A 19,804-nucleotide genomic window follows, 5' to 3' on the forward strand; every position below is an offset into this window, starting at 1 on the left:
GGCTGGGAGCGTGGGTCAGGTGCCGCTCGGCACCCGCGCGCGCTTGGTGACGTACAGGTCGTCGTCCGCGGCGCGGTACAGCGCGGTGCGGTCGACCGCGGGGCGCTCGGCCGGCCCGGCCCAGCCGACGCCGGCCGAGATCGTGAGCGCGCGACCGGGCGTCAGCGACTCCCAGCTCTGCTGGCCCAGGCGCAGCCGCAGGGCGCGCACCCGCTCGACCAGCTCGCCGAGGTCGTCGGCGTGCGGGACGACGACCGCGAACTCGTCGCCGCCCAGCCGCAGGCCCACGTCGCCGGGTCGCAGCACCGCGGTGATGCTGCGGCCGACCAGGCGCAGCACCTCGTCGCCGACGCCGTGGCCGTGCTGGTCGTTGACCTCCTTGAAGTCGTCGAGGTCGACCAGCAGCAGGCCGCCGCGCTGGTCGTGCGGCGCCGTGCCGTCGAGCCAGCCGTCGAAGACCCGGCGGTTTCGCAGCCCGGTGAGGGCGTCGGTGGTCGCGTCGAGCAGCAGCCGTTCGCGCTCGGTGCGGCGCCGGGCCACCTCGACCTGCGAGGTGGCGGCGTCGAGCACGGCGCGGCGCGCGGCCCAGCGGGCAGCGGCGAGGCGCTCGGCGTAGGCGGCCTGCGCGCGCAGCCGGCGGCTCGGACGACGACCCCGCAGCACCAGCGCCTGCACCCACGCGGGAACGGTTGAGCCGCCGGACGACGGCGAGGTGCCCACGTCGAGCCGGCGCGCGACACGGGCGGCCCGGCGGTGGTGGCCGCCGCGGTGCAGCGCCAGCGCCCAGGACGCCTCGAGCAGGGGGAGCAGCTCCTGGTCGCCCGCCTCGCGCAGCTCGGCCACCGCCGCCTCGACCGCGGTCTCGTGCCGCAGCGGGGCGGGGTCGGCGAGCAGGTCGACCATCTCGCCGCCGGCGTGGACGACGCGCGACCACAGCCGCGGCATCGGGGTCTCGCGCCCGACGTCGACGGCCCGCCGGGCGCGCGCGAGCTGGTGCAGCGCCCCGACCTCGTCGCCGACCTCGGCCAGCGCCATCGACCACTCCAACCGCACGATCACCCGGTCGACGGCGATGGCGCCGCGCTGGGCGGCGGTCAGGTCGTCGCGGTCGCAGCGCTCGGCCCGGTCGTACAGGTCGTCGACGAGCTCCCACAGCCGCAGGCTGTTGTAGGCGGCCGCCACCACGACGTACGCCGTGCTGCGGTCGGCGGCGGGCAGGCCGTCGGCCTCGAGCAGCACCTGCGCCTCGGCGGCGTCGGTGAGCAGGGTGGCGGTGTCGCCGTCCAGGCCGGCCAGCACGGCCCGCACGCCCAGGCCGGCGGCCTCGAGCGCGGGTGCGCCGGCGCGGCGGGCGCCGGCCAGCAGCTCCTCGACGTGCTCCCAGGTGCTGCGGCCGGGGTGGTGGGTCAGGCCGTGCGCGCAGCGCACCAGGAGCAGCACCAGCTCGACGTGGGTCCAGCCCCGCTCACGGGCGCGGCGCAGCGCGAGCAGCAGCTCGGCCTCCGCGGCCTCGGGCTCGTCGTCCTGCACGGCCTCGAGCAACCGGTACGCCTGCTCGTAGGCGCGCAGCTCGTCGTCCACCGCGTCCCCTCCGCTCGGTACCGGCGTCACCCCGTGGCGTCGGCACCTCGCGGCCCCACCTTGACCTCAGCCGGCGGGGAGCGTGCCCCCGGAGCGGACGACGGCCGAGTACCAGCGCGCGCTGTCCTTCGGGGTGCGCGCCTGGGTGGCGTAGTCGACGTGGACGATGCCGAACCGCTTGGAGTACCCGTACGACCACTCGAAGTTGTCGAGCAGCGACCACAGGAAGTAGCCCGTCACCGGAGCGCCGGCCTCGACCGCGTCGAGCACGGCGCCGAGGTGGGCGTGCAGGTAGCCGATCCGGTCGGCGTCGTGCACGGCCGGCCCGTCGTCCTCGCTCACCAGGACGTCGGGGAAGGCCGCGCCGTTCTCGGTCACCATCAGCTCGGTGCCGGGGTGCTCACGGTGCAGGCGCAGCAGCAGCTCGGTCATGCCGACCGGGTCGACCGGCCAGCCCATGTCGGTGTGCTGGCCGCTCTGGGCGGGGAACTCGACGTCCTCGCAGGCGATCCACGGCGTGCCGGCCTTGGGGTCGTGCCCGTCGGCGGTCTCGCGCTCGCCGGTGCCGTCCCAGTGCCGGACGACGGTGGGCGAGTAGTAGTTCAGCCCCAGGACGTCGGGCACCTGGTGCACCAGGTCGAGGTCGCCGTCCTGGACGAACGACCAGTCGGTGGCGGCGGCGGTGTCCTGCTGGACGTCGGCCGGGTAGCTCCCGCGCATGACCGGGTCGAGGAAGACGCGGTTCTGCAGCCCGTCGACGCGCCGCACGGCGTCCAGGTCGCCCTCGCGCGCGGCCTCGACCTCGGGACCCCAGCCCGCGCCGTCCGGCGTGTGCACCCAGGCCAGGTTGAGCGTGAGGCCGATCTTCACACCGGGCGCGGCCGCGCGGACGGCGGCCGCCCCCAGGCCGTGGGCGAGGTTGAGGTGGTGCACGGCGGCGAGCGCCGCGGCCGGGTCCTGGCGACCGGGTGCGTGGACGCCGCTGGCGTAGCCGAGGTAGGCCGAGCACCACGGCTCGTTCAGCGTGATGAAGGTCCGGACGTCGGGCGAGAGCGCCTCGGCCACGACGGCGGCGTACTCGGCGAAGCGCTCGGCGGTACGGCGGTCGGTCCAGCCGCCCGCGTCCTCGAGCGCCTGCGGCAGGTCCCAGTGGTACAGCGTGACGGCCGGCTCGATGCCCGCGCCGACCAGCTCGTCGACGAGCGCGCGGTAGAAGTCGAGGCCCGCCTCGTTGACCGGCCCGAGGGCGTCCGGGCCGACGTGCGGCGTGATCCGCGGCCAGGCCACCGAGAACCGGTACGTGGTCAGGCCGAGCTCGCGCATGATCGCGACGTCCTCGCGGAACCGGTGGTAGTGGTCGTCGGCCACGTCACCGGTGTCGCCGCCGAGCACCGCGCCGGGCGTGCGGCTGAAGGTGTCCCAGATCGACGGGGTGCGCCCGTCCTCGGCCACCGCGCCCTCGATCTGGTAGCTCGCGGTCGCCGAGCCCCAGCCGAAACCGGCCGGGAAGGTGCGGGCGGGCGAGGTGGTCGACCCGGTGTCGGGCGAGGTGGTGGTCACGGTGCTCCTCGGGAGGCTGGCGTGGTGCGGCGGCCGTGTGGCTCCCCCGCCCCGCGCGGGGCGGGGGAGCCGCCGCCGACGGGGTGCTCGACGCGCTGGACGAGGCCTGCGTGGCGGGTCCGGCCGCGAGAAGCGCGTGAGAGCGCTCTCACAGGTCTCGATCGTCCGGCACGGCGGGCGGTGGTGTCAAGGAGCGGCACGGCGATCAGCAGGTGGCCCGGGTGACGAGCTCGGTCGGCAGCACCAGCGAGCGCGGCGTCGTGGTGCGGGCGGCCAGGCCGGTGACGAGCAGCGCGAGCTCGCGCCCGAGCTGCTCGGTCGGCTGCCGCACCGTCGTCAGCGCGGGGTGCGAGGCGGCGGCCACCGGGCTGTCGTCGAAGCCCACGACCTTGACCTGGCCCGGGACGTCGAGCCCGGCCTCGCGCAGCGCGCGCAGCGCCCCGACCGCCATCGAGTCGTTGGCGACGAACACGCCGTCGGGCGCGCTCGTGGCGCGCAGCAGCCGGCGCATCGCCTGGTAGCCGCTCTCGGTCGTGAAGTCGCCGTGCGTCACCCGGGCGCGCGCGGTCCGGACGCCGGCCTGCTCGAGCTCGGCCTCGAAGCCGGCCAGGCGGTCCTGCGACGCCGGCATGTCGAGCGGCCCGGCGATGGTGGCCACCCGGCGGCAGCCCGCGGCGAGCAGCGCCTGCGTGGCGAGCCGGGCCCCGCCCACGTTGTCGGCGTCGACGTGCGGGGTGTCGTCGTCCGCGCGGTAGGGACGGCCGGTCAGGACGCTCGGCACGCCCACCTCGCGCAGCCGGCGCGGCAGCGGGTCGTCGCCGTGCAGCGAGACGAAGATCGCGCCGTCGACGTGGCCGCCCGCGGCGAACCGGAAGAACTGCTCGTGCTCGGCCGGCGTCGACAGCACGACGAACACCAGCTGCAGCTCGGCGTCGGCGAGCACCTGGTGGGCGCCGCGCAGCACGGCCGGGAAGAAGGGGTCGGCGAAGACGCGGGCCTCGTCCTCGGCCACGACGAAGGCGACCGAGTCGCTGCGCCGGGTGACCAGCGAGCGCGCCGCGCGGTTCGTGACGTACGAGAGCTCGCGGGCCGCGTCCAGCACCGCCTTGCTCGCGTGCTCGCTGACCCGCGGCGAGCCCGACAGCACCCGGCCGGCCGTCGCGCGCGAGACCCCCGCGAGGGCGGCCACCGACTCCAGCGTCGGGGCGCCCGCGTGCGGGGTGCTGCTGCTGCGCCGACCGTGGTCCACGCTGCGGAAGTGTACGGGTGAGGCCGTCCAGCAACGCGGAGGGAACGGCATGATGGGCGGCATGGGTCCGGACGCCGCCAGGGCGGGCGTGCAGGTGCGCGCGGCGCGCACCGACGACGTCCGCGCCATCCGCACGCTCGTCGAGCCGCTCGCCCGCGACCGGGTTCTGGTGAGCAAGGACGCGGTGGCCTACTACGAGGGCCTGCAGCAGTTCGTCGTCGCCGAGGTCGACGGGGTCGTCGCCGGGTGCGGGGCGCTGCACGTGCTGTGGGACGACCTGGCCGAGGTGCGCACGCTCGCGGTCGACGGCCGGTTCCGCCGGCACGGCGTCGGCGGCGCGCTGCTGGAGGCGCTGGTCGAGCGGGCCGAGCAGCTCGGCGTCCGGCGGCTGTTCTGCCTGACCTTCGAGGTGGCGTTCTTCGGCCGGCACGGGTTCGTTGAGATCGACGGCACGCCGGTGACGCCGGAGGGCTACGCCGAGCTGCTGCGCTCGTACGATGAGGGGGTCGCAGAGTTCCTCGACCTCGACCGGGTCAAGCCGAACACCCTGGGAAACTCCCGGATGCTGCGCGAGCTCGCGCCACCGGCCGCGGGCGGTTCCGAGCGGTGAGCTGAAGGGGGAGCAGGGGTCGTGCGCAGGGTTCGGGGGGCGGTGCTGCTGGGCGTGCTGGCGCTGGGGGCGGTCGCGGCCGCCCCGGCCGGGGCCGTGGTGCACGAGCACCGGTCGGACGACGGCCGCCCGGCGGCCACGGCCGGCCCGGCCTCCGGCGTGCCGCGGCTCGGCGTCGGGGTGCCCTCCGTGCTGCCGGTCGCGCAGCCCGAGCACGACCCGGCCCCGGCCAGCAGCGCGCCGTCGTCGACGCCGACGTCCGGGTCGACGTCCGGGTCGACGTCCGGGGCGACGTCCGGGTCGACGTCCGGCGAGACGCTGGGGCCGCCGCCCGCGGACGTCTCGGCCGTGCACGGCGGGCGCGTCCTCTACCTGACCTTCGACGACGGGCCCGACCCGCACTGGACGCCGCAGGTGCTCGCGCTGCTCGCGAAGTACCACGCGCGCGCGACGTTCTTCCAGATCGGCATGGAGGTGCGGCTGCACCGCAGCACCGCCCGGCTGGTGCGCCAGGCCGGCCAGGCCGTGGGCAACCACACCAGCCACCACAAGGACCTCACCGAGCTGCCGCTGGCGCAGCTGCGCCAGGAGGTCGAGCAGGGCGTGCCGTCGGCGACCTGCCTGCGCCCGCCGTTCGGCGCCGTCGACGCGCACGTGCGGCGGATCGCGGCCGAGCAGGGCCAGCGGGTCGTCATCTGGAGCGTCGACACCGAGGACTGGGAGAAGCCCGGTGTCGCGACGATCGAGCACCACCTGCTGCACGACGCGCGCCCCGGACGCATCGTGCTGATGCACGACGGCGGCGGCAACCGCAGCCAGACGGTCGCGGCGCTGCGCTGGGCGCTGCCGCGGCTGGCGGCCAAGGGCTACCGGTTCGCGTCGGTGCCCGGCTGCTGATCAGCCGCGGTCGCTGAGGTAGAGCCGGCGCACGACGTCCTCGACGTCCGGCTCCTCGACCGCCAGGTCGCGCACCTCGACCCGCGCGGTCACGGCCGCCAGGACCGTTGCCGCAGTAGTGGCCTCGGGCGCGAAGGCGAGCCGTTGGCGCAGCCCGTCGCCCTGCGACCCGACGTGCCGCGTGCCGGGCACGTCGTCCAGGTCGGGCCACGGCTCGACCAGGTCGACCACCAGCACCCGCTCGGCACCGACCCGCTGCACCAGGCCGGGCAGCGTGCCGTCGTAGGCCAGCCGGCCGTGGTCGACGACGAGCACGCGGTCGCAGAGCCGCTCGACGTCGCCCATGTCGTGCGTCGTCAGCAGCAGCGTGGTGCCGTGCTGCGCGCGCTCCTCGCGCAGGAACTGGCGCAGCCGCTCCTTGCTCAGGACGTCGAGCCCGATGGTGGGCTCGTCGAGCACCACCAGCCGGGGCTGGTGCAGCAGCGCGGCCGCGACCTCGCCGCGCATCCGCTGGCCGAGGCTGAGCTGGCGCACCGGCTGCTCGAGGAAGTCCGCCATCTCGAGCTGGGCCACGAGCTCGTCCCGCCGCCGCTGCCACGCGCCGTCCGGCAGGCCGTGGATCGCCGCCAGCACCCGGAACGACTCGACCAGCGGCAGGTCCCACCACAGCTGGCTGCGCTGGCCGAAGACGACGCCGACGTGGCGCGCGATCTCGCGCCGGTGCCGCACGGGCTCGAGCCCGCAGGTGCGCACCGTCCCCGCCGTCGGCACCAGGATCCCGGTGAGCATCTTGATCGTCGTGGACTTGCCCGCGCCGTTGGCGCCGATGTACCCGACCGACTCGCCCGCCCGGATCGTGAACGTGACGTCGTCGACCGCGTTCACGACCTGCTTGGCGCGTCGCACGCGACCGGTCGACCGGCGCACCACGAACTCGCGCCGCAGCCCCTCGACCGCGACGACCTCGTCGTCCCGCTGGCTCTGCTCGCTCATCCGCCCGCTCCCGTGTAGTGCCGCAACCCCGTCCGCCACCAGGCCAGCGCCGTCAGCCAGGCCAGCAGGGCCATCACCGGTGTGCACCAGCCGAGCCAGGCCGGCAGCCCCGGCGGCCCGGGCGAGCCGGTGAGCACCAGCGCCGGCAGGTAGGCCGTGAACGCCGCCGGGACGACGAACGCGAAGAACACCCGCACCGCGTGGCTCAGCACGCTCGCCGGGTAGCTGCCGACGTACGACGAGCCGTAGGTGAACGCGTTGGTGAGCTCCGAGCCGTCGACCAGCCAGAACTGCGCGCCCGCGGCCGACACGAACAACGAACCGTAGATCAGGGCGCCCGTGAACGGCGTGACGACCAGCAGCAGCACCTTGGCCGGCGTCCAGCTGTCGACCGACAGCGGCAGCGCGACGGCCAGCACGACCAGGCCCATCGCGGTGCGCGCCAACCGCCGCAGCGACAGGTCGCTGGTGATCATCTGGCCCAGCGCCGGCAGCGGCCGCACCAGCATCGCGTCCAGCGTCCCGGCGCGGATGAACGTCGGCAGCGTGTCCATGTGGCCGAAGACGGTGTCGGCCAGCGACCACCCGACGTTGGCCAGCGCGAACACCAGCAGCGCGGCGCCGACGTCCAACCCGCCCAGGACGTCGACGTTGTGGAAGATGACGTAGATCTCGCTGAACTCGAGCAGCGCCAGCCCGAGCTGGCCGGCCAGGTCCAGCGCGAAGCTCGTGCGGTACGCGGTCTGCGAGCGCAGGCGCGAGCCGAGCAGCACCCGGTACGCGTGCAGGTCACCCACCCTGCACCACCAGCTTCCGCGTCGCGCGGGCCAGCACCAGACGCCCGACACCGAGCATCACGACTGCCCAGAACACCTGCACCGCAACGGTTTCGACGGCCGCCCAGCCGGTGTCGCGGCCGGACAGGACGTCGACCGGCGCCTGCAGCATCGACGGGAACGGCGTGAGCGAGGCGAACGTGCGCATCCACGCCGGGAACCAGTGCACCGGGACGATCAGCCCGGCGAGGACGTTGCTGGCGACCACGTACAGCGTGACGGCGCCGCGGACGTCGAGCAGCCAGAACGCCACCAGGTTGAGGGCGAAGCGGCAGGCGAACGACACCACCACGGCGAGCACCAGGCTCACCGCCGCCAGCAGGTAGGGCAGCACCGCGCCGGGCAGTGCGACGTCGAAGAAGAGCAGGCCGACGAGCAGCGGGGGCAGGCCGCGGGGCAGCAGCATGAACGCCGCGCGGCCCAGGTCGGTGGCCAGCCACGACAGCTGCAGGTCGACCGGGCGGGCGAGGTCGACCGCGACGTCCCCGGTGCGGATGCGCAGCGCCAGCTCGTTCCAGCCGAACAGCGCGACGGTGGCCAGCAGGCCCTGGACGATCCAGGCGTAGGTCGCGCCCTGCCGCGCGTCGTAGCCGGCCAGCGCGCCGCCGGCGGCGGCGATGGCGGCGGTCGTGATGCTCGCCTTGACCACGCCGAAGACCGTGTTGGTGAACGCCCCGGCGAGGTTGGCCGCCCGGTATGCCGAGTAGCGCGCGAACCCCGCGGAGGCGAAGGCGAGGTAGGGGCGCACAAGCGCGAGAGCCTACTCGCGTCGCGGGCTCAGGTCAGGTCGGAGCAGCGCGGGTCAGGTCGGAGCCGCGCGGGATCAGGTCGGCAGCCGGAAGCGGTCCGGCGGCACCGGCTCGGCCAGGCCGTCCTCGACCAGCCCGGCCAGGCAGCGGTCGCGCTGCCGCGGGTCGCGCAGCTCGTCGTCCGGCACCGCGGCCACCAGCTCGGCCCGCCGGACGTCGCCGTCGGCCGTCCGCAGCACGGCCAGCAGCCGGCCGCGCACCTGCCGGTCGGTGCCGTGCCAGGCCTGCCCACGGCGCGGGGGACCGTCGTGCGCCGGCGACCCGGCCCGCCGCCAGGCGCACCGGTCGGCCACGGGGCAGTCCGGGCAGCGCGGGGCGCGGGCCGTGCAGACCAGGGCGCCGAGCTCCATGACGGCGATCGCCCAGCGCGGGGCCAGGTCGTCGTCGTCCGGCACGGCCTGCTCGGCCAGCCGGCGTTCGGCCGCGGTCAGCGCGGTGGCGGGGTACGCGTCGCCCACCAGGGTGCGCACCAGCACCCGGCGCACGTTGGTGTCGACCACGGCGTGCCGCCCGCCGAAGGCGAAGGTCGCCACGGCGGCGGCGGTGTACTCGCCGACGCCGTCGAGCGCCCGCAGGGCGTCGTGGTCGTGCGGCACCACCCCGCCGTGCCGCTCGGTGATCTGGGTGGCGGCGGCGTGCAGGCGCAGCGCCCGGCGCGGGTAGCCGAGCCGGCCCCAGGCGCGCACCGCCTCGCCTGCCGGCTCGGCGGCCAGGGCGGCCGGGGTCGGCCAGCGGCGCATCCAGGCGTGCCAGACCGGTTCGACCCGCACCACCGGCGTCTGCTGCAGCATCACCTCGCTGACGAGCACGCCCCACGGGGTGCGCTCGGCGGTGCGCCACGGCAGGTCGCGCGCGTGCTGGTCGTACCAGCGCAGCAGCGGCTCGACGAGGTCGGCCGCCGCGCGGGTCGGGCGGTCGGGCACGACGGGGTCAGACGTAGCGCTCGAGGATGCTCGACTCGGCCAGGCGCGACAGGCCCTCGCGGACGGCGCGAGCGCGGCCCTCGCCGACGCCGTCGACGGCCTGGAGGTCCTCCAGGCCGGCGGCGAGCAGCTTCTGCAGGCTGCCGAAGTGCTCGACCAGGCGGTCGACGATGGCCCCGGGCAGGCGCGGGACCTTCGACAGCAGGCGGTAGCCGTGCGGGCTGACCGCGGCGTCGAGCGCGTCGCCGACGACGCTGTAGCCCATCAGCCGGGCGACCGACGCCAGGTCGAGCAGGTCGGTGGACGACAGCTGGGCCAGCCCGGCCAGCATGGCGTCGATCTCGGCCTCGCCGGCGTCCGGCTCGAGGTAGTCGCGGATCACCAGCGTGCGGTCGGGGCCGACGCCGCCGATCAGCTCCTCGAGCTGCAGCGTCAGCAGGCGGCCGTCGCTGCCCAGCTCGATCACGTAGCCCGCGATCTCGTCGCTGATCCGGCCGACCATCTCGAGCCGCTGGACGACGGCGGCGACGTCGCGCACGGTGACGAGGTCCTCGATCTCGAGGGCCGACAGGGTGCCGGTGACCTCGTCGAGGCGCAGCTTGTAGCGCTCGAGCGTGGCGAGCGCCTGGTTGGCCCGCGACAGGATCGCGCTGGAGTCCTCGAGCACGTGCCGGCGGTTGCCGACGTAGAGCGCGATGATGCGCATCGACTGGCTGACGGCGATCACCGGGTAGCCGGTCTGCTTGGCGACGCGCTCGGCGGTGCGGTGCCGGGTGCCGGACTCGACGGTCTCGATCGACGGGTCGGGCAGCAGCTGCGTGCTGGCCCGCAGGATGCGCGCCGCCTCGCGGTCGCACACGATCGCGCCGTCCATCTTGGCCAGCTCGCGCAGGCGGGTCGGCGAGAACTCGACGTCGAGCGGGAAGCCGCCGCTCGACATGCTCTCGACCGTGCGGTCGTTGCCGAGGACGATCAGGGCGCCGGTGCGGCCGCGCAGGATCCGCTCGAGGCCGTCGCGCAGCAGGGTGCCGGGGGCGGCCGCGGCCAGCGTCGAGCGCAGGAGCTCGTCCTCGTTCGGCTCTGCGATCGCCACGTGCATCCCCTGCCGCGCCGGTGGTCGTGCTGCTGACGTCGTGCTGGCACCGGGTCGCCGACCGGCGCCCGCGGTGCCCTGATCGTAGCGGGCGGGGCCGTCGACGCCGAGCGTCGTGGCCGCGGCCGCGCCCGTCGTCACCGGATCGTCACCGGGCTCACACGGGCCGCAGCGTCGCCACCCGCACCGCCGTGGCCAGGTCGGGCACCTCGAGCACCTTCATGCCCTCGGGCTGGCCACCGCCGGCGAGCGCCCCGGCCGGGACGATGGCGGTGGTGAAGCCCAGGCGCGCGGCCTCCGACAGCCGGCGAGGCACGCCCCCGACCGGACGGATCTCGCCGGCCAGCCCGACCTCGCCGAAGGCGATGGTGCGCGGCACCAGGGCGCGGTCGGCGGCGGCGCCGGCCACCGCGAGCGCGACGGCGAGGTCGGTGGCGGGCTCGCTCACCCGCACCCCGCCCACGGTCGAGACGTAGATGTCGGCGTTGCGCATGCTGACCCGGGCCCGCCGCTCGAGCACGGCCGTGAGCATCGAGACCCGGCTGCCGTCGAGCCCGGACGTCGCCCGGCGCGGCGAGGGCAGCACGCTCGGCGCCACGAGGGCCTGGACCTCGGCCAGCAGCGGACGACGGCCCTCGAGGGTGACCGTGACGCACGTGCCGGGCACGGGCTCGGGGGAGTCGGTGCCGTGCGACAGGAACAGGCCGGACGGGTCGGGCAGGCCGACGATGCCGGCGTCCGAGAGGTCGAAGCAGCCCACTTCGTCGGTGGGGCCGTAGCGGTTCTTGACCGCGCGCACGAGCCGCAGGCGCGAGTGCCGCTCGCCCTCGAACTGCACGACGACGTCGACGAGGTGCTCGAGCACCCGGGGGCCGGCGATCGAGCCGTCCTTGGTGACGTGGCCGACCAGCAGGGTGGCGATGCCGCGCGCCTTGGCGACGGCGATCAGGGCGGCCGCGACCTCGCGCACCTGCGCGACGTTGCCCGCGGCGCCGTCGACCTGGGCCGAGCCGATGGTCTGCACCGAGTCGATGACGAGCAGGTCGGGCTGCACCTGGTCGACGTGGCCGAGCACGGCGCCGAGGTCGGTCTCGGCGGCGAGGTAGAGGGTGCGCGCCATGGCCTCGATCCGCTCGGCGCGCAGCCGCACCTGGGCGGCCGACTCCTCGCCGGTGACGTACAGGACCCGACGGCCCTCGCGCCCCTCGCGGCCGCAGACGTCGAGCAGCAGGGTCGACTTGCCGATGCCGGGCTCGCCGGCCACCAGCACGACCGCGCCGGGCACCAACCCGCCGCCGAGCACGCGGTCGAGCTCGCCGACGCCGGTGGCGCGGGCCTGGGCCAGCTGGGCGTCGACCTCGACGATCGGGCGGGCGGGCGCCGTGACCGGGCCGGCAGCGGTGGTGCGCACCGTGACCGCACCGACCTCGTCGACGGTGCCCCACGCCTGGCACTCGCCGCAGCGGCCGACCCACTTCGACGTGACCCAGCCGCACTCCGCGCAGCGGAACGAGGGCTTGGGCGGGGCGGCCTTGCGGGAGGTGCTGGACGACATGCCGCGACTCTAGGAGAGGCCGCCGACAGCGCCGCCCGACGCGCCCGACCCCGCCGTCAGCCGGCCTTGGTCCCGGCCAGGATCGCCGCGCCGGCGACCAGCGTGATCGACGGGACGATGCCGATCACCAGCCACGAGAAGTTGCGGGTGCGGCGGTAGGCCATCATCGCGACCACGAGGGCGACCAGCACGCCGAGCACGGTGAGCCCGGCCGCCAGCGCGAGCTTGCCGCCCGAGGCGCTCGTGGCCGACGGCGACACCACGAAGCTCGGGGCGACGAGGGCGAAGAGGTAGGCCGCGGCCACCAGGGCCAGCTCGACGAGCGAGATCGCCGGTGGCTTGTCCATGTGGTGGGTGTTGGGGTCGACGTGGCGCAGCGGGGGCGCCGGTTCCTTGGCGTGCGCGCTCATGGCTCCAGAATCCTCCGATCCGGCCGCGGTGCAAGCCCTGCGGCGCCGTCAGAACCGGCGCCACCACAGGTTCACGGCGTGGTCGAGCGTCGTACCGGTGTGCTCGGCGAGGACGTCGTCCGCGACGTCCGGCGTGAGCTCGATCCGGACGACGGCCTCGAGGTCGGCCCGGTCGGCGAACTCCCAGCGCACGTCCAGCGGTTCGCGCTGCCAACCCTGGCGTGCCCAGAACCGTTGCACCGCAACGGGGTCGTAGGACGGCAGTGAGCGCTGGAACCAGCGGCCGAAGGTCGAGCGCGTCGCGTCGTGGTCGACGACGAACGCCGTGCCGCCCCGCCGGACGACGCGGGCCAGCTCGGCCAGTCCCGGCTCGCAGCCCGGCCCGAAGAAGTAGGCCCAGCGCGCCTGGACGACGTCGACCGAGGCGTCCGGCACCGGGAGCGCCTGCGCCGTGCCGGCCCGCACCTGCACGCGCGCACCGACGTCCGGCGGCAGCGCGCCCACCCGCTCGCGAGCGGCCTGCAGCAGCGGCGGGTGCGGCTCGACGCCGACCACGCGACGGGCCCGCCCGGCCCACCGCGGGAGGTGGAAACCGTTGCCGCACCCCACGTCCAGCAGCACCTGGCCGGTCCAGTCGTGGCGCTCGGCCATGGCGCGCTCGACGACGCCGTCCGGGTCGAAGGCACGGTTCTCGCGCTCGTAGACGGCGGCGTGGTGCCAGATGTTGGGGCTCGGGACGACGCCGGGCAGCCCCATGGTCAGCGGCGGCGGTTCGCGGCCCGGCCGCTGCCGCGCCGCTCGACCCGCGCCTTCTCCGGGACGTCGGCGGCCAGGCCGTCGTCGCCGCGCGGCGCGATGCGCCCTTCCGCCTCTGCCGCAAGGGTTGCGGGGTGGACGAGCAGCGGCAGCAGCCGTCGTCCGGCAGCGGTGGTGCGCGCCGTGCTGACCGTCGCCAGGTGCGCCTCGCACCGCAGCGCGAGCTCCTCGAACCCCGCGTCGCCCATCAGGTCGCGCAGCTCGCCCTCGTTGGAGCGGAAGACCGGCTGGGCGCCGACGTGCGCCTCGGAGTTGCCGCTGCAGTACCAGTCCAGGTCGTGGCCGCCCGGTCCCCAGCCGCGCCGGTCGTACTCGCCGATCGAGGCCTCGAGGTACGACGTGCCGTCGGGGCGCTCGACGGTGCGGTAGGTGCGCCGCAGCGGCAGCTGCCAGCAGACCTCGGGCTTGAGGGTGTGGAACGGCACGCCGCGCCGGGCCGCCTCGTGGTGGAACGCGCAGCCGTAGCCGCCGGCGAAGTCCTTGGAGTTGAAGAAGATGCAGACGCCGTCGACCACGCGGGTCTTCTTCGCGCCGTCCTCGCGCTCGGTCCAGCCCTGCTTGCCGGTGCCCTCGGCGTGCCGCTCCCACGTCTCGGGGGTGAGGTCGGCGACGACCTCCTTGACGCGGCGGTGGTCGGCCTTTTCGGTGAAGTGGGCGCCGAGCGTGCAGCAGCCGTAGTCGGGGGCGTCGGCGTAGATGCCCTCGCAGCCCCGGCCGAAGATGCAGGTCCACGACGACGTCAGCCAGGTCAGGTCGCAGCGGAAGACCTGCGGCGTCTCGTCGTCGGCGGTGGTGGGGTCGACGAACTCGACCCAGGTGCGGGGCGTGTCGAGCGAGGTCTCTGGCACGTCGCCAGCCTAGGCGGCGTCCGGGGGCGGCGCCGGGCCGGTAGCGTCGGCGCCATGCGGCTGGGTGTCCTGGACGTCGGCTCGAACACGGTGCACCTGCTCGTCGTCGACGCCTACCCGGGCGCCCACCCGCTGCCTGCCTTCTCGCACAAGGCGGACCTGCACCTCGCCGAGCACCTCGACGCGGGCGGGGCCATCTCCGACGAGGGCGCCGCCGGCCTGCTGGCCGCCGTCCGCGCTGCGCTGGTCGTCGCGGAGGACCAGGGCTGCGAGGACGTGCTCGGCTTCGCCACCAGCGCGATCCGCGAGGCGCCCAACGGCGCGGCGGTGCTGGACGACGTCGTGCGCGCCACCGGGGCCGACCTGCAGGTGCTCACCGGCGAGGACGAGGCGCGGCTGACCTTCCTGGCCGTGCGCCGCTGGTTCGGCTGGTCGAGCGGCCGGCTGCTGGTGCTCGACATCGGCGGCGGCTCGCTCGAGGTCGCGGCCGGCCTGGACGAGGAGCCGGACGTCGCGCTGTCCCTGCCGCTCGGTGCCGGGCGCCTCACCCGCGAGCGGCTGCCCGGCGACCCGCCCGACCCGGACGCGGTGCGCGAGCTGCGGCGCTGGGTGCGCACCGAGGTGGCGCGCGTCGTCCGCAAGGTCACGGTGGGCGGGGCTCCCGACCGCGTCGTCGGCTCGAGCAAGACGCTGCGGTCGCTCGCACGGGTGGCCGGGGCGGCGCCGTCGTCCGACGGGCCGTTCGCGGTGCGCACGCTCGCCCGCGCGGACGTCGCGGACTGGCTCGACCGGCTCACGACCATGCCGGCCGCCGAGCGCGCGCAGCTGCCCGGCGTCTCGCCGCTGCGCGCGCGCCAGCTGCTGGCCGGGGCGGTGGTGGCGGACGCCGCGATGGACCTGCTCGGGGCGAGCTCGCTCGACATCTGCCCGTGGGCCCTGCGCGAGGGGGTCATCCTGCGGCGCCTGGACTGGATCGGTGCGGGATGAGCGCCAGGAGCGCGGGCTCCTAGGGTGGAGGGCATGAGCCGGCCGGTGACCGAGGCGCCCGCGAGGGTGTCGTTGTCGACCGCCTCGGCGTACCCGGAGTCGTGCGCCGCGACGTTCGAGATGGCCGCCCGGCTCGGCTACGACGGCATCGAGATCATGGTGTGGACCGACCCGGTAAGCCAGGACCCCGCTGCGCTGCAACGGCTCTCGTGGCACCACCAGCTCCCGGTCGTGGCGATCCACGCGCCGACGCTGCTGGTGACGCAGCGGGTGTGGGGCACCGACCCGTGGCCCAAGCTCGACCGCGCGTGCGAGGTGGCGCAGGAGGTCGGCGCCGGCACCGTCGTGGTGCACCCGCCGTTCCGCTGGCAGCGCGACTACGCGCGCGGCTTCGTCGACGGCATCCACGACCTCGAGGAGCGCACGGGGCTGCGGCTGGCGGTCGAGAACATGTTCCCGTGGCGGGCCCGCAACCGGGAGATCCAGGCCTACCTGCCGGGCTGGGACCCGGTCGACCTCGACTACCGGCACGTGACGCTCGACCTGTCGCACACCGCGACCTCCGGGTCGGACGCGCTGGCGATGGCCGAGGCCCTGGGCGACCGGCTGGTGCACGTGCACCTGGCCGACGGCCTCGGCTCGGCCAAGGACGAGCACCTCGTGCCGGGCCGGGGCGCCCAGCCCTGCGCCGAGCTGCTCGAGCGGCTGGCCGCCGCGCGCTGGACCGGCAACGTCGTCGTCGAGGTGTCGACCCGACGGCTGCGCGACCGGGCCGACCGCGAGACCGACCTGGCCGAGGCGCTCGCCTTCGCCCGGCTCAACCTCGCGGCACCGGCGGGCGGGCGCCCGGCCTGACCTGCTGCCCTAGTCTGGCGCCATGCTCCGTCAGGCCCTGCTGCAGATGTCCAAGAGCGACCGGGTGCGTCACCTGGTCGAGACCGCGCCGATCTCCCGCGGCGTCGTCCGCAGGTTCGTCCCGGGTGCCGACGTGACGGACGCCGTGCGGGCCGCGACCGAGCTCACCGACTCGCACCGCCTGGCCACGATCGACTTCCTCGGCGAGGACACGCTCGACATCGCCCAGGCGCGCGCCACCCGTGACGCCTACGTGTCCTTGCTCGAGCACCTGCAGGCCCCCGGGCTGACCGAGGGCGGCCGGGCCGAGGTGTCGGTGAAGCTGTCGGCCGTGGGCCAGGCCCTGGACGGCGACGGCGAGAAGATCGCGCTCGAGCACGCGTGGGACATCTGCCAGGCCGCCTCGCAGGCCGGCACCACGGTGACGCTCGACATGGAGGACCACACGACCACGGACTCGACGCTGTCGGTGCTGCGCGAGCTGCGCGGCGACTTCCCGTGGGTCGGCGCCGTGCTGCAGGCCTACCTGCACCGCACCGAGGCCGACTGCCGCGACCTGGCCGGTGCGGGCTCGCGGGTGCGGCTGTGCAAGGGCGCCTACGACGAGCCCGAGTCCGTCGCCTTCCAGAGCAAGGCGGACGTCGACAGCTCGTACGTGCGCTGCATGAAGGCGCTGATGCAGGGAGACGGCTACCCGATGCTCGCCACCCACGACCCGCGGCTCGTCGACATCGGCGGCGCGCTCGCCGTGCAGGCCGGGCGCAGCCAGGGCAGCTACGAGTACCAGATGCTCTACGGCATCCGCCCGGACGAGCAGCAGCGGCTGGCCGACCAGGGCGAGAAGATGCGCGTCTACCTGCCCTACGGCGACGACTGGTACGGGTACTTCATGCGCCGCCTGGCCGAGCGCCCGGCCAACACCGTGTTCTTCCTGCGCTCCCTGGTGACGAAGGGCTGACCATGACCGAGCAGCAGCCGTCGGCCGAGGGCGCCGAGCAGCCGACCGGACGACGGCAGGGCCCGCTCGCCGTCCTGGGCGCGGGCGTCATGGGCGAGACGCTGCTGTCGGGGCTGCTGCGCTCGGGACGGTCGGCGGACTCGGTCGTCATCAGCGAGCGACGGCCCGAGCGGGCGGCCGAGCTCACCGAGAAGTACGGCGTCCAGGTGCTCGACAACGCCTCTGCCGCAAGGGGTGCGAGCACGGTCGTGCTCGTCGTGAAGCCGCAGGACATGGCCACGGCGCTCGCCGACGTCCACGACGCGATCCAGCCGGGCACGCTGGTGGTGTCGCTGGCCGCGGGCATCACGACGGCGACGCTCGAAGCCGGTCTGCCGCAGGGCACCCCGGTCGTGCGGGTCATGCCGAACACCCCCGCGCTGGTCGACGAGGGCATGGCCGCGATCAGCCCCGGTGAGCACTGCGACGAGGCGCACCTGGCCGAGGCCGAGGAGCTGCTGCGCTCGTGCGGGCGCGTCGTCCGCATCCCCGAGCAGTACCAGGACGCCGTCACCGCGATCAGCGGGTCGGGACCGGCGTACATCTTCTACGTGGTCGAGGCGATGATCGAGGCCGGCGTGCTGCTGGGGCTGCCGCGCGCGACGTCCACCGAGCTCGTCGTGCAGACGCTGTACGGCGCGGCCACGATGCTGCGCGAGACCGGCGAGCACCCGACCGTGCTGCGCGAGCAGGTGTCGAGCCCGGCGGGGACGACGATGGCCGCGCTGCGCGAGCTCGACGACCACAAGGTCCGGGCGGCGTTCCTGACGGCGATGGAGGCGGCGCGCGACCGCAGCCGCGAGCTGGCCACCGGCAACGGCTGAGGCGATCCTCACGCGCCCCCGCCCTGCCGCGGAGGCGCTCGGTCTGGGAGGCTCTGGGGCATGAGCGAGGTCACCGTGCGAGCCCTCGGGGGCGATGACTGGCAGGCGTACCAGCAGATCCGGCTGGCGGCGCTGCAGGACGCGCCCGACGCCTTCGCCTCGTCCTACGACGAGGAGAAGGACTACGACGAGTCGTTCTGGCGGCTGCGGATGGGGCGGTCGGCCCGGCTGCTGGCCGAGTCCGACGGGCAGCCCGTCGGCATCGCGTCCGTGGGGCAGGCCAGCGAGGCCGACGTGGCCGAGCTGTTCGGCATGTGGGTCTCACCCGACTTCCGCGGCAAGGGCGTCGCGTGGCAGCTCACCCGGCAGGCCGCACGGCACGCGAAGGACGACGGCCGCCGCGCCGTGAAGCTGTGGGTCTCGACCGACAACGGCCGCGCTGTCGCGTTCTTCAGCAGCGCCGGCTTCCGCCCGGCCGACGAGCGTCGTCCGATGACCAACGACGCGGACGTCGAGGAGCTGGCGATGATCCTGCCGGTCGGCGACGACCCGGGCTGGGTCCCCACCACCGAGCTCTGAGCGGCCTCAGCGAGGTGGACCCTGCTCCGCCGCGCGGAGCACCGCGTCGGGCTCGAGCGGGCTTACCCACCGGCCGAGCCACGTCGCGCCGGCCGCGGCCAGCGCGGGCCAGCCATCGGGGTCGCCGCCCACCTTCATGTCGAACCCGTCCGTCGTCCCGCGGACGTCGGCGACCTCGGCCAGCAGCGCGGCCACGTCGTCGGGCGTGATCTCGGGGTGGTCGACGTCGGTCGAGCCCTTGTAGGCGCAGCAGCCGTCGTACCGGGCGATGCGACGCCGGACGCCGGGGACGGTCAGGTCGCCGCCGACCCAGATCGGCACCCGTGGCCGCTGCACCGGACGCGCGGCCAGCCGCAGCCCGTCCAGCGTGTGGCGCGGTCCGCGGTGGTGGACCGGCTCGCCGGTCATCAGGGCGGCGAGCACCTCGAGCGACTCGTCGAGGTCGGCGGCACGTCCGGCCGCGGTCGTCGCCCCGCCGACCCGCGAGAAGCCCGGGTCGCCGCCGTCGCCGGCTCCCACCCCGAGCACGACCCGACCGCCGCTCAGCTGGTCGAGCGAGACCACCTGGGCAGCGAGGTCCCACGGGCGGCGGCGGGGGAGCGGGGTCACCGTCGTGCCGATCTTCAGGCGCGTGGTGGCCACCGCCATCGCGGCCAGGCACGTCCACGGGTCCCAGGTCGGCTGCTCGTCGTGACCCTGGTAGACGAGGTAGTCCTCCAGGAAGACCGCGTCCCACCCGGCCAGCGCCGCCAGCTCGGCCAGCCGTTGTGGCGTGAGCTCCCCGGCCGCACCGGTGGTCAGCGAGTACCGCGGCGTCACGACGTGGCACCCGGCCGCTGGTGCGGCGAGCCGGGACCGGGCCGCAGCACGTAGACCCAGGCCGCGACCGTGCTGCCGTCGTCCGTGGTGGCCCTCACGACGACGCGGTCGTACCCGTCGCCCTCGAACGCGTCGAGCCGGTCCCAGTGCTGGGCCAGCGCGTCGGACGCCAGCACCAGACCGGCCACCGTCGGCCCGTCGTCGTCCGGCACGAGCGCCGGGTAGCCCAGCGCGGCGCCCCAGCCCTCGGGCAGCAGGTGCCCGCGCACGGTGGCGTGCGTCCAGGTGCCCGGGACGCCAGCCAGCTCGTGCGCGTTGCTCCGCCCCGGTGCGAGGGTGCCGTAGACGAACAACCGCTCGGTCATGGGCTCGATCCTCGCAGCCGCGTCACGAAGCGTCGGACGAGGCCGTCGACCGCTGCAGTGGCTCTGCTCGGTGGTGCGTTGTGGTCTGGTACTCGGTCCGGTGGATCGGTGGACCAGACGATGCGCCCGCCGACGAGGCGGGCGGTCATGCCGGTGGCGTGGACGTGGCGGTGGTGGCGCCCGCAGAGCAGGGTGCCG

The 19,804-nt window shown here is 75.2% G+C and carries 21 protein-coding genes; 7 read left to right on the forward strand and 14 right to left on the reverse strand.

All coding sequences use genetic code 11. From position 1 onward, the window contains the following. Positions 1 to 15: 15 nt before the first annotated feature. From ACYVJ4_RS11565 to ACYVJ4_RS11575, 3 genes are all read right to left on the reverse strand, one after another. Positions 16 to 1,581 carry a GGDEF domain-containing protein gene (locus ACYVJ4_RS11565; RefSeq protein WP_460460273.1) on the reverse strand — a complete coding sequence of 522 codons (1,566 nt, stop codon included), beginning with the start codon at positions 1,579 to 1,581 and terminating at the stop codon, positions 16 to 18. Between the two features lie 66 nt (positions 1,582 to 1,647). Then, the gene (locus ACYVJ4_RS11570; RefSeq protein WP_460460274.1) at positions 1,648 to 3,141 is read right to left on the reverse strand and encodes a GH1 family beta-glucosidase; all 1,494 of its coding nucleotides are present in this window, start codon (positions 3,139 to 3,141) and stop codon (positions 1,648 to 1,650) included. A 205-nt stretch (positions 3,142 to 3,346) separates the two neighbouring features. Beyond that, positions 3,347 to 4,390, reverse strand: coding sequence for a LacI family DNA-binding transcriptional regulator (locus ACYVJ4_RS11575; protein WP_460460275.1), 1,044 nt, complete (start codon positions 4,388 to 4,390; stop codon positions 3,347 to 3,349). 61 nt (positions 4,391 to 4,451) lie between these two features. Here ACYVJ4_RS11575 and ACYVJ4_RS11580 point away from each other — a divergent pair, with 61 nt between their 5' ends. Then, on the forward strand, positions 4,452 to 5,000 hold the full coding sequence (locus tag ACYVJ4_RS11580; RefSeq protein ID WP_460460276.1) for an amino-acid N-acetyltransferase: 549 nt from the start codon (positions 4,452 to 4,454) through the stop codon (positions 4,998 to 5,000). A gap of 21 nt (positions 5,001 to 5,021) precedes the next feature. Next, on the forward strand, positions 5,022 to 5,897 hold the full coding sequence (locus tag ACYVJ4_RS11585) for a polysaccharide deacetylase family protein (protein ID WP_460460277.1): 876 nt from the start codon (positions 5,022 to 5,024) through the stop codon (positions 5,895 to 5,897). Here ACYVJ4_RS11585 and ACYVJ4_RS11590 read toward each other — a convergent pair whose 3' ends face one another. The 9 genes from ACYVJ4_RS11590 to ACYVJ4_RS11630 all read right to left on the reverse strand — a co-directional run bounded on the left by ACYVJ4_RS11590 (position 5,898) and on the right by ACYVJ4_RS11630 (position 14,180). Further along, positions 5,898 to 6,890, reverse strand: coding sequence for an ABC transporter ATP-binding protein (locus ACYVJ4_RS11590; protein ID WP_460460278.1), 993 nt, complete (start codon positions 6,888 to 6,890; stop codon positions 5,898 to 5,900). Then, a complete protein-coding gene (locus ACYVJ4_RS11595; protein WP_460460279.1) occupies positions 6,887 to 7,687 on the reverse strand; it encodes an ABC transporter permease in 801 nt (266 codons plus the stop codon). The genes ACYVJ4_RS11590 and ACYVJ4_RS11595 overlap by 4 nt, the downstream gene beginning before the upstream one ends. Continuing rightward, positions 7,680 to 8,474 (reverse strand): ABC transporter permease, encoded by a 795-nt coding sequence (locus tag ACYVJ4_RS11600; RefSeq protein WP_460460280.1) that lies wholly within the window; start codon positions 8,472 to 8,474, stop codon positions 7,680 to 7,682. Before ACYVJ4_RS11600 ends, ACYVJ4_RS11595 begins: the two co-directional genes overlap by 8 nt. Positions 8,475 to 8,549: 75 nt before the next feature. Next, a complete protein-coding gene (locus ACYVJ4_RS11605; RefSeq protein ID WP_460460281.1) occupies positions 8,550 to 9,458 on the reverse strand; it encodes an HhH-GPD family protein in 909 nt (302 codons plus the stop codon). Between the two features lie 7 nt (positions 9,459 to 9,465). Continuing rightward, positions 9,466 to 10,557, reverse strand: a complete 1,092-nt coding sequence (gene disA / locus ACYVJ4_RS11610; RefSeq protein WP_460460300.1) for a DNA integrity scanning diadenylate cyclase DisA — start codon at positions 10,555 to 10,557, stop codon at positions 9,466 to 9,468. 151 nt (positions 10,558 to 10,708) lie between these two features. Next, on the reverse strand, positions 10,709 to 12,106 hold the full coding sequence (gene radA / locus ACYVJ4_RS11615; RefSeq protein ID WP_460460282.1) for a DNA repair protein RadA: 1,398 nt from the start codon (positions 12,104 to 12,106) through the stop codon (positions 10,709 to 10,711). Positions 12,107 to 12,162: 56 nt separating this feature from the next. Then, positions 12,163 to 12,516, reverse strand: a complete 354-nt coding sequence (locus ACYVJ4_RS11620; RefSeq protein ID WP_460460283.1) for a hypothetical protein — start codon at positions 12,514 to 12,516, stop codon at positions 12,163 to 12,165. 48 nt (positions 12,517 to 12,564) lie between these two features. Next, positions 12,565 to 13,272, reverse strand: coding sequence for a class I SAM-dependent methyltransferase (locus tag ACYVJ4_RS11625; protein ID WP_460460284.1), 708 nt, complete (start codon positions 13,270 to 13,272; stop codon positions 12,565 to 12,567). Positions 13,273 to 13,274: 2 nt separating this feature from the next. Then, complete coding sequence (locus ACYVJ4_RS11630) at positions 13,275 to 14,180, reverse strand: hypothetical protein (protein WP_460460285.1); 906 nt, start codon at positions 14,178 to 14,180, stop codon at positions 13,275 to 13,277. A gap of 54 nt (positions 14,181 to 14,234) precedes the next feature. Here ACYVJ4_RS11630 and ACYVJ4_RS11635 point away from each other — a divergent pair, with 54 nt between their 5' ends. Genes ACYVJ4_RS11635 through ACYVJ4_RS11655 form a run of 5 tightly spaced genes read left to right on the forward strand, consistent with a single transcriptional unit; the run spans position 14,235 to position 18,422 of the window. Next, positions 14,235 to 15,167 (forward strand): Ppx/GppA family phosphatase, encoded by a 933-nt coding sequence (locus ACYVJ4_RS11635; protein ID WP_460460286.1) that lies wholly within the window; start codon positions 14,235 to 14,237, stop codon positions 15,165 to 15,167. Positions 15,168 to 15,200: 33 nt separating this feature from the next. Next, positions 15,201 to 16,022 (forward strand): sugar phosphate isomerase/epimerase family protein, encoded by an 822-nt coding sequence (locus ACYVJ4_RS11640; protein ID WP_460460287.1) that lies wholly within the window; start codon positions 15,201 to 15,203, stop codon positions 16,020 to 16,022. A 22-nt stretch (positions 16,023 to 16,044) separates the two neighbouring features. Next, positions 16,045 to 16,980, forward strand: coding sequence for a proline dehydrogenase family protein (locus ACYVJ4_RS11645; RefSeq protein ID WP_460460288.1), 936 nt, complete (start codon positions 16,045 to 16,047; stop codon positions 16,978 to 16,980). A 2-nt stretch (positions 16,981 to 16,982) separates the two neighbouring features. Next, the gene (proC, locus tag ACYVJ4_RS11650; RefSeq protein WP_460460289.1) at positions 16,983 to 17,843 is read left to right on the forward strand and encodes a pyrroline-5-carboxylate reductase; all 861 of its coding nucleotides are present in this window, start codon (positions 16,983 to 16,985) and stop codon (positions 17,841 to 17,843) included. A gap of 60 nt (positions 17,844 to 17,903) precedes the next feature. Beyond that, entirely contained in the window at positions 17,904 to 18,422 is a 519-nt protein-coding gene (locus ACYVJ4_RS11655) for a GNAT family N-acetyltransferase (protein ID WP_460460290.1), read from the forward strand. 6 nt (positions 18,423 to 18,428) lie between these two features. Here the strand turns inward: ACYVJ4_RS11655 and ACYVJ4_RS11660 are convergent, their stop codons facing one another. Continuing rightward, a complete protein-coding gene (locus ACYVJ4_RS11660) occupies positions 18,429 to 19,241 on the reverse strand; it encodes an LLM class flavin-dependent oxidoreductase (protein ID WP_460460291.1) in 813 nt (270 codons plus the stop codon). After that, positions 19,238 to 19,606, reverse strand: coding sequence for a gamma-glutamylcyclotransferase family protein (locus ACYVJ4_RS11665; RefSeq protein WP_460460292.1), 369 nt, complete (start codon positions 19,604 to 19,606; stop codon positions 19,238 to 19,240). The genes ACYVJ4_RS11660 and ACYVJ4_RS11665 overlap by 4 nt, the downstream gene beginning before the upstream one ends. Positions 19,607 to 19,804: the final 198 nt, after the last annotated feature.

It is taken from the genome of Angustibacter peucedani, from assembly GCF_054779595.1.